Annotated in this window: 5 protein-coding genes and 3 pseudogenes; 5 read left to right on the top strand and 3 right to left on the bottom strand. The window is 69.1% G+C overall.

Annotated elements, in window-relative coordinates:
• Positions 1-16 precede the first annotated feature (16 nt).
• The 3 genes and pseudogenes from JNW89_RS22845 to JNW89_RS22855 all read left to right on the top strand — a co-directional run bounded on the left by JNW89_RS22845 (position 17) and on the right by JNW89_RS22855 (position 3,042).
• Positions 17-735: pseudogene (locus JNW89_RS22845) on the top strand (bifunctional ornithine acetyltransferase/N-acetylglutamate synthase).
• Positions 732-1,657 (top strand): annotated as a pseudogene (argB, locus tag JNW89_RS22850) (acetylglutamate kinase). Before JNW89_RS22845 ends, argB begins: the two co-directional pseudogenes overlap by 4 nt.
• Positions 1,654-3,042, top strand: a complete 1,389-nt coding sequence (locus tag JNW89_RS22855) for an aminotransferase class III-fold pyridoxal phosphate-dependent enzyme (RefSeq protein WP_238450447.1) — start codon at positions 1,654-1,656, stop codon at positions 3,040-3,042. The pseudogene argB and the gene JNW89_RS22855 overlap by 4 nt, the downstream one beginning before the upstream one ends.
• Here the strand turns inward: JNW89_RS22855 and JNW89_RS22860 are convergent.
• A complete protein-coding gene (locus JNW89_RS22860; protein ID WP_238449468.1) occupies positions 3,008-4,159 on the bottom strand; it encodes a helix-turn-helix domain-containing protein in 1,152 nt (383 codons plus the stop codon). The genes JNW89_RS22855 and JNW89_RS22860 overlap by 35 nt on opposite strands.
• Before the next feature lie 50 nt (positions 4,160-4,209).
• On the opposite strand from JNW89_RS22860, the gene JNW89_RS22865 reads away from it, so the two are divergent.
• Together JNW89_RS22865 and JNW89_RS22870 are read left to right on the top strand one after the other, a co-directional pair.
• Positions 4,210-5,337 (top strand): radical SAM protein, encoded by a 1,128-nt coding sequence (locus JNW89_RS22865; RefSeq protein WP_238449469.1) that lies wholly within the window; start codon positions 4,210-4,212, stop codon positions 5,335-5,337.
• Positions 5,338-5,349: 12 nt separating this feature from the next.
• Positions 5,350-5,886, top strand: coding sequence for a class IV adenylate cyclase (locus JNW89_RS22870; RefSeq protein ID WP_238450448.1), 537 nt, complete (start codon positions 5,350-5,352; stop codon positions 5,884-5,886).
• Between the two features lie 294 nt (positions 5,887-6,180).
• Here JNW89_RS22870 and JNW89_RS22875 read toward each other — a convergent pair whose 3' ends face one another.
• Both JNW89_RS22875 and JNW89_RS22880 read right to left on the bottom strand, forming a co-directional pair.
• Positions 6,181-6,555 (bottom strand): DUF4180 domain-containing protein, encoded by a 375-nt coding sequence (locus tag JNW89_RS22875; protein WP_238449470.1) that lies wholly within the window; start codon positions 6,553-6,555, stop codon positions 6,181-6,183.
• Between the two features lie 48 nt (positions 6,556-6,603).
• Positions 6,604-6,783 (bottom strand): annotated as a pseudogene (locus JNW89_RS22880) (aminoacyl-tRNA hydrolase); the annotation flags it as partial.

Raw genomic sequence — 6,783 nt, forward strand, 5'->3', positions numbered from 1 at the left:
GGCCGCCGAGGCGATCATGACCACCGACACCCCGCCCCAAGACCACGGTCGCCCGGGGCAGCGGCTGGACCGTCGGCGGCATGGCCAAGGCGCCGGGATGCTCGCCCCGGCCATGGCCACCATGCTCTGCGTGCTCACCACCGACGCGGTCGCCGGGCCGGAGACGCTCGACGCCGCGCTGCGGGCCGCCACCTCGGTCACCTTCGACCGGATCGACTCCGACGGCTGCATGTCGACCAACGACACGGTGCTGCTGCTGTCCAGCGGCGCGTCCGGCGTCGAGCCCACCCAGGAGGAGCTGACCGCCGCGGTCACCGCCGCCTGCCACGACCTGGCCCAGCAGCTCATCGCCGACGCCGAGGGCGCGACCAAGCAGATCGCGATCGACGTCGTCGGCGCGCCACCGAGGCGGACGCGGTCGAGGTGGGCCGGTCGGTGGCCCGGAACAACCTGGTCAAGACCGCGCTGTTCGGCAACGACCCGAACTGGGGGCGGATCCTCGCCGCCGTGGGCACCACCGCCGCCGCCTTCGAGCCGGACGGCGTCGACGTCGCGGTCAACGGGATCTGGGTGTGCCGCTCCGGCGCCGCCGCCGAGGACCGCGCCAAGGTCGACCTGTCCGGCCGGGACGTCACCATCCGGATCGACCTGCACGCCGGCTCCTCGGCCGCGACGATCTGGACCAACGACCTGTCGCACGCGTACGTGCACGAAAACTCGGCGTACTCCTCATGAGCCTCACCGCCGACCTCACCCGGGCCCAGGCCAAGGCCGAGACGCTGATCGAGGCCCTGCCCTGGCTGGCCCGCCTCTCCGGCGCCACCGTCGTGGTCAAGTACGGCGGCAACGCCATGGTCGAACCCGCGCTCCAGCGCGCCTTCGCCGCCGACATGGTCTTCCTCCGCTACGCCGGCCTCAAGCCGGTCGTCGTGCACGGCGGCGGCCCGCAGATCTCCGCCATGCTCGGGCGGCTCGGCATCGCCAGCGAGTTCCGGGGCGGCCTGCGGGTCACCACCCCCGAGGCGATGGACGTCGTCCGGATGGTGCTGGTCGGGCAGGTCGGCCGGGAACTGGTCGGGCTGATCAACGCGCACGGCCCGTTCGCCGTCGGCCTCTCCGGCGAGGATGCCGGGCTGTTCACCGCCGTCCGCCGGCCCGCGTACGTCGACGGCAGCCGGTGGACGTCGGGCAGGTCGGCGACGTGGAGTCGGTCGACGTCTCGGCGGTGACCGACCTGATCGCGGCCGGCCGGATCCCGGTCATCTCGACCGTCGCGCCGGACGTCGACGGGGTGCTGCACAACCTCAACGCCGACACCGCCGCCGCCGCGCTCGCCGTCGCCCTCGACGCCCGCAAGCTGGTGGTGCTCACCGACGTGGCCGGCCTGTACGCCGACTGGCCGGACACCGCCAGCCTGGTCAGCGAGATCACCGACGACGAGCTGGCGAAGCTGCTGCCGTCCCTGGAGTCGGGGATGGTCCCGAAGATGGAGGCCTGCCTGCGGGCGGTGCGCGGGGGCGTACCCGCCGCGCACGTCGTCGACGGCCGGGTCGCCCACTCCACGCTGTTGGAGGTCTTCACCTCGGAAGGATTCGGCACGATGGTCGTGAGCGCGAGCCCCGCAGTCGCGAACAGGGAAGGCACGGTTCCCGCATGAGCACGCTGGTCGAACGCTGGGGCCAGGCCCTGATGGACAACTACGGCACCCCGCCGCTGGCGCTGGTCTCCGGCTCCGGCGCCGTCGTGGTCGACGAGGCCGGCCGGGAGTACGTCGACCTGCTCGGCGGCATCGCGGTCAACGCCCTCGGCCACGCCCACCCGGCCGTGGTGGCCGCCGTCTCCCGGCAGGTCGCCACCCTGGGCCACGTCTCCAACCTGTTCGTCGCCGAGCCCCCGGTGGCCCTGGCGGAGCTGCTGCTGGCCCTCGCCGGCCGGCCCGGCCGGGTGTTCTTCGCCAACTCCGGCGCGGAGGCCAACGAGGCGGCGTTCAAGCTCTCCCGGCTCACCGGCCGCAGTCACGTGGTGGCCGCCCGGGGCGGCTTCCACGGCCGGACCATGGGGGCGCTCGCGCTCACCGGCCAGCCCGCCAAGGCCGACCCGTTCCGCCCGCTGCCCGGCGACGTCACCCACGTGGCGTACGGCGACACCGCCGCCCTCGACGCGGCCGACTGGCAGGCCCGCCGCGCCGCGCACGTCGCCCGGGGGGACAGCTTGCTGGGTGATCACCTTGCGAAGCGAGCAAGGCACGGCCGGCAATCGATTGAGGAGTTCCTCCTCACCTACTACAACTACCGGCCGGCCCAGTTTCGGCGGTGGCAACCCGGCCCAGGATTCCTACTACAGGACGCAAGGCCCGAGGAGTTCGGGGCCTTCTACGTCAGCGACGAGCACGGCGCAGCCCAGCTGGACGTGCTGGCCGTACTGGAACGGCGCCGGGAATCTGTGGAGTGGATCCATCGCCTGCTCGTCTCCACCGCCACCAGGCCGCCGCACTTCGGTTGCTTCGGGATGCACGAGTGGGCGATGGTCTACCGGCAGACGCAGGCCGAGCTGCGCCACAACGTCCTTCCGTTGCGGCTCGGCGCGGAAGCGACAGCCGCTCTTGTCGACGAGTTGGCCGTCCGGTGCAGTCATTTCGATGCCTTCCGCTTCTTCACTCCGGCGGCCCGTCCCCTGAACGTGCTCCAGCCGACCCGCGAGACGCAACACGAGCATGATCAGCCAGCGTGCCTACATGCGAACATGGACGTTTATCGTTGGGCCTACAAGCTGGCGCCGCTCGTTCCCAGCGAGCTCATCGCCGACTGTTTCGAGCTGGCCAAGGAGATTCGGACGCTTGACATGCGGGCCAGTCCATACGATCTGACAAGCATCGGGCTCGATTTCCTGCCCATCGAGACGCCCGAGGGACGGGCCGAGTATGTCCGGTGTCAGCGTGACTTCGCGGCGCGCGCCGGCGCGCTCCGTCAACGCCTGATCGGCTACTGCGAGCATGCTCTTGGTCAGTTCACGGCAGGGCGGCCAGCCGCCTCCGGCAGCTAGCTATAGCCCGTGCGCGCTCCGGCCCGAAGGCATCGACAGCCGCTTCGAGCCGCTCTGCGGCGAGCGGGGCCGCCCTTGGGCGCCCGGCCTGCGCCAGCACATGGAGCGCCCGGCCTGCGGCTGAATGTGCGTGCGCCTGATGGCCGGAGGCGTAGGGCCGGACCGCTGGCGGAAGGTCTTCGAGGTCGACGGCAGCGTGCGCTGAGTCGGCTGTCTCGATATGCCGCAGGGTTCGCCCGAAGTCGCCGATGCGTGCGTGAGCGTGCGCCTGAGCGGAGTGCGTCAGGAAGCGGAGTACCGGCAGATCGGGCTCGGTCTGCTCGAGGAGGTCCAGCGCGCGGCACGGTTGGTCTTCTTCAAGCCGGAGATTGGCGAGGTTCACGAGGCTGAGCCAGCGCTGGACAGGGTCAGGGCTCACGGTGAGCGCGAAGTCGTAGATCTTCTCCGCGCGCTTCGCCTGCCCACTGTCGGCCATCGACCATGCGGCGCGATCAGCGAGACGAGCGACGGCCGCCAGCAGACGAGCCCTCAGCCTCTCCGGCATGTCCAGATGCAACAGGCTGACCGCATATCTGAGTTGGCCGCGTGCCGCCGGAGCTGAGGCTCGTCCTCCGTGCTGCAAGCCAAGACCTGTCAACATGTCGGCCGACGCCTCTAGAGCGGCCAGATCAGGCGCGACAAGTCGAGACGGTGGCGTACTGGGCGTGTCGAGCTCGGCCCACAGCGTCCGAGAGACCATGCCGGCCCCCATCACGAGTAGCGCCCGGCGACGCACGGAGTCACCTCCCAGCGCCTTGTCGTACGCCTCGATATGCCAGGCCCTGACCTCTTTCTCGCCGGTCTCCAGCTTTGACAGGTACGGCTTGCTGAAGCCGGTGACCCGCCCCATCCGAGACAGGCTCCACCCGGCCGCCTCACGGGCGCTCCTGAGTATCCCGCCGAGCGGGAGAGCTTCTTCGGTCATCACGATATTGGGCAACAGCGGGAAACAATCATCGGCCCAACGATCCTCGCCGATCCCTGACGCTGTTGTCCAGCTGATGCGGCGCGTGCGAACCAGCGCGAAGGAAGGCCCGCACAGCTGGAGACACCCGTGCAGGGCGACAACGTCCTGCACAGATTCGGCGCGCGTCCAGCTATGCGCCGGGGATTCGAGGGGACCTTTGCATGATCACTGAACGTACCACCGGCTGCCGGCTGTCAGGGGCGGGGGCAAGAACGGAACCAGCCATTCCGACCGTCGTGCACAGCGACCGAACTCTCCGCCTGAAGGTCATCGACAGTTGCGGCTTGACTTGCACCTTCTGCCATAACGAGGGGACCCCGGTCGTTACTGACAATGTCCGAGCCGACGGCAGCTACTTCTCGGGCGGGGCGTCCGGGCGCGTGTCGATCTACCTAGCCACGAACGGAGCCGCCTTCTTACCCTCCGCGGTCATCCCCGACGCCGAATTAGCTTCCACCTTGGCGGTGCTGCGTGATGCACTGCAACTGAACGAACTGCATTTGACAGGTGGGGAACCCACCCTGCATCACCGCCTCGGGGAGATCGTCCGCGCCGGCACGAACGCTGGTCTAAGGGTCTGCGTGACCTCGAACGGTGAACGGGGAGCAGCCGTGCTGGAGGACTGCGTTCAGGCCGGCCTGAACCGGATCAACTTCAGCATCTTCGGCACCACTGCAGAGGAACTCGCGGAGGTTCAGCACTCGCGGTTTGCCAACGTGCGCCGAGCCGAACGGAAGCTCCTCGCGCTGAAAGACTCGGTTTCCATGGCCGACCGCCTCGGCGTTCGCGCCAGCGCCAACATCGTCGTACCGGACTACACCCACGCTCCCAGGGTGATGCGCCTGCTGGAGGACTACTCACCCCGGCTCTCCGTGCGCCTGCTGAACTCCCTTGACCATGGTTTGGAGTCGATCGACGCAATCGATCGCATTCTCGACGACCTGGGAGCAGAACCGGCGGAGCAGCACGTGACCGCGGGAGTGTCCGGCAGTCGGACGTCCTACAGCCTGCCTGACGGTCGCACCGTATGGGCCAAACGGATTCGACGTGTCCGGCTTCCGGTAACCTGCTCGGGATGCCGCTTCAACAACGACACCGACTGCCAAGAGGGGTTCTACGGCGTGCGTCTCTACCGAAACGGGGCTGGGGGCTACCAGGTAGGGGTGTGTATCCAGCGCATGGACCTCTGCCTGCCCGTCGAGGAATTCGTGGGCAACGACCTGCACTGTGAGGTCTTGGCACTTCGCGATGCCGAGTACCGTCAACTGTCAACAGATCAGCAGTCGTGAGAGGAAGACCTCATGCCCGCAGAGTACGAGGCCAAGGTACTCGACATCGACCCCGCAGAAGTGGCTGAGCTGATCCTCTCCAAGGGCGGCCGGTGGGTCGGCCCGACGGCGCTCCAGAGACGCTATGTCTACGACATAGCGCCGGGCGATCAGAGCAGGTGGATCCGCCTACGTGACACGGGAGCGAGAACGACGCTGGCCGTCAAGGAGATCACCCACGACGGAATCGATGGCACGTACGAGGTCGAGGTCGCGGTTGACAGCCTGGATTCGACGAACGAGCTTCTCGGGCTTCTCGGTTTTCACCCCAAGTCGTACCAGGAGAATCGCCGGACGAGCTTCCTCCTCGACGGTGCCGAGCTGGAGATTGACGAGTGGCCGATGATCCCGCCATACCTGGAGATCGAGGCGTCCTCGCCGGAGGAGGTGCTGCGGATCGCCGCCATTCTCGGCTTTGAGGAGCGGCAGCTGACGAGCGAGAACACCACGAAGGTGTACAGGCGCTACGGCATCGAGCTCGACGAACACAAGGTTGTCGGTTTCGGCTGAGATTTCGTCTGTAAATCCGTGCTCCCGAAGGGTTCGGCCGCCCCGAGCCGCCGGTGTCGACGACGCTGCTGAACGCGCTGGGCTGACGGGTCCCGCCGCACCCGGCGGGGCCCGTCCCGTCCAGCTCACCTTGCGGGCGGTGACAGCCGTCCGGCCTGGGCCAGCTCGGCGTTCCAGGCCGTGGGTGGCGGAGAGCCAGCCGGGCTGATGGTCCTGTTGCTCCCGCGGCCATTCCCAGCAGACTGCCGGGCGCGGCTCAACGCCCTCCCGCCATTCAGTCGGGCGCTCGCCGGTTCACGCCGCAGGACTCAGCCGCTCCTCCAGCTCCGCCATCGTCTCGACGAACCAGAGCTGGCGACCGCGGTTGGACTCGGTCACGAAGTCCCGCAGGGCGGTGCTGCGCGCGACGTGCGCGGAGATGTCACCGACCACCACCACCGGCAGCCGGTAGTTGACGAACTTCTGCACCAGCTCACCGGCCACCCCGGTGCGCAGCGTGAAGAACTCGTCGGCGAGCCGCCGTACCGGCAGCACCACCAGCTCCGCCCGCTGGCCGAGCGCCTCGCCGATCACGTCCAGCGCGTCGCCGCCCCCGCACAGCCGGGGCCCGTCGGGGGCGCAGGCGAGCAGCGAACGACCGTGCAGCGTGACGAGGGAGTCGGTGGACATGCTGGCAGCCTAGGCACCGCTGCCGCGCCGGCACACCGGATTTCCCGCTCAGTCGCCGTCGACGCGGCGGTCCCGCTTGCGTTGCGACTGGCGCTTCTTCTCCGCCAGCCGGCGTTCCTTGGCGCCGCGCGACGGGCGGGTCGGCCGTCGGGGCGGTGGCGGCGGCGCGACGGCCTCGCGCAGCAGCGCGGTCAGCCGCTCCCGGGCCGCCTCCCGGTTGGCGAGCTG

The sequence above is a fragment of the Micromonospora sp. 4G55 genome (assembly GCF_016803375.1).